Source organism: Cellulophaga sp. (genome assembly GCF_039943695.1).
Lineage (GTDB): Bacteria > Bacteroidota > Bacteroidia > Flavobacteriales > Flavobacteriaceae > Cellulophaga.
The window spans coordinates 1-1,750 of record NZ_JBDVAA010000229.1 but is presented as its reverse complement, the minus strand read 5'-3'; the positions used below and the strand labels follow the sequence as shown (position 1 = coordinate 1,750).

Genomic DNA, 1,750 nt, shown 5'->3' with positions numbered 1-1,750 from the left:
GCATAAAACGCTGCTTACCTAGTAATTCTTCTTCGGTTTCTACAATACCCTCATCCGGTACACAACAGTCTACAGGACAAACAGCAGCACATTGTGGCTCTTCATGAAAACCCTTACACTCTGTACATTTATCAGGAGATATATAGTAAATTTCATCACTAATAGGCTCTTGAGACTCTTCTGCATCAACCTCTTTACCATTTGGTAAAACAATTGTGCCTTCTAAAGACGTACCATCTGCATATCTCCAATCGTCTGCACCTTCATATATTGCTGTATTTGGACATTCTGGCTCACAAGCTCCACAATTAATACATTCGTCTGTTATTATTATTGCCATAATTTATATCAATTTTTAGACTGATATTTAATCAGTATATCTACTTTTGCACAAAGGTAAACCCTATTAAATCACTATACAAATAAAATGGCTAAACTTGAAGATAGAATAGTTGCTTTTTCTGAATTAGGAACTTTGTTTGCAGATTATTACGAATATGCAAACTCAGAAAAACAAGAAGAAAACACAAACGAGTGGATTATAAAACTACAAGATGCAATACACACAGCTAGCTTACACAATGGTTGGTTTACAGAAGAAAACATTCTTTTTTGTATTAATAGTTGGAGCAAATTACTAACTAAAAAAGAGTTAAACAATTGGTTTAAATCTTATGACTTAAACTCTATAAAAAACAGCAACATAGCTATTATAATGGCTGGTAATATTCCGCTTGTTGGTTTTCATGATTTTTTAGCTACAATATTAAGTGGTAATACTGCTTTAGTTAAGTTATCTTCAAACGATAAAATACTACTACCTTTTGTTTCTTCATTCTTAATTAAACAATTACCAGAACTAGCTAATTCTATTGTGTATGTAGATGGAAAATTAGAAGGTTTTGATGCCGTTATTGCTACCGGAAGCGATAATACTGCTCGTTATTTTGAGCATTACTTTGGTAAAAAGCCAAATATTATCAGAAAAAATAGAAATTCTGTTGCAGTTTTAACAGGCAATGAAACCAAAGAACAACTAGAAAACCTTAGTGAAGATATTTTTAGATATTATGGATTAGGTTGCAGAAGTGTATCCAAACTATTTGTTCCAAAGGACTATAATTTTGATGCATTTTTTAAAGCAATGTATCCTAAACAAGATATTATACACCACGTAAAATACGCAAACAACTACGACTATAACAAAGCTGTGTATTTAATGAGCGAATTTAATATTTTAGAAAATGGTTTTTTAATGATTAAAGAAGATGAAAGCTATGCGTCGCCTATTTCTTCTGTTTTTTATGAATATTACGACTCTTTAGACTCCTTAAAAGAGAAATTAAAGAATGATGAAGATAAAATACAATGCGTAGTTGCAAATGGTTTATTAGATACTGAAGTTGCTTTTGGGCAAACACAACAACCTAGCTTAACAGATTATGCAGATAATATAGATACTGTTAAATTCTTGTTGAAAACATCCTAGAATTAATTACAATTTTAAAAGGTCTATTGTTATAAAATTTAGACCTTTACCTTATATTTAAACAATTTTAATAAAGAGATAAGCTGCTAATTAACAATTAATTACCTATCTCTCTAAACATTAATTGGCCAACAAACCAATTACAAACAAAACACATACAAATGAAAAAGCATAATTTTAGCGCAGGACCTTGTATTTTACCACAAGAAGTATTACTTAAAGCATCAGAAGCTGTTGTAGACTTTAATGGTTCAGGATTAT

The 1,750-nt window shown here is 30.6% G+C and carries 2 protein-coding genes; one reads left to right on the top strand and one right to left on the bottom strand.

Features of this window, described 5'->3' with window-relative positions; genetic code table 11:
- Positions 1–340, bottom strand: a 340-nt coding sequence (locus tag ABJD66_RS17085; RefSeq protein ID WP_348133893.1) for a 4Fe-4S dicluster domain-containing protein, incomplete at its 3' end; no start/stop codon positions are given.
- A gap of 87 nt (positions 341–427) precedes the next feature.
- On the opposite strand from ABJD66_RS17085, the gene ABJD66_RS17080 reads away from it, so the two are divergent.
- Entirely contained in the window at positions 428–1,489 is a 1,062-nt protein-coding gene (locus ABJD66_RS17080) for an acyl-CoA reductase (RefSeq protein ID WP_348133890.1), read from the top strand.
- Positions 1,490–1,750 lie beyond the last annotated feature (261 nt).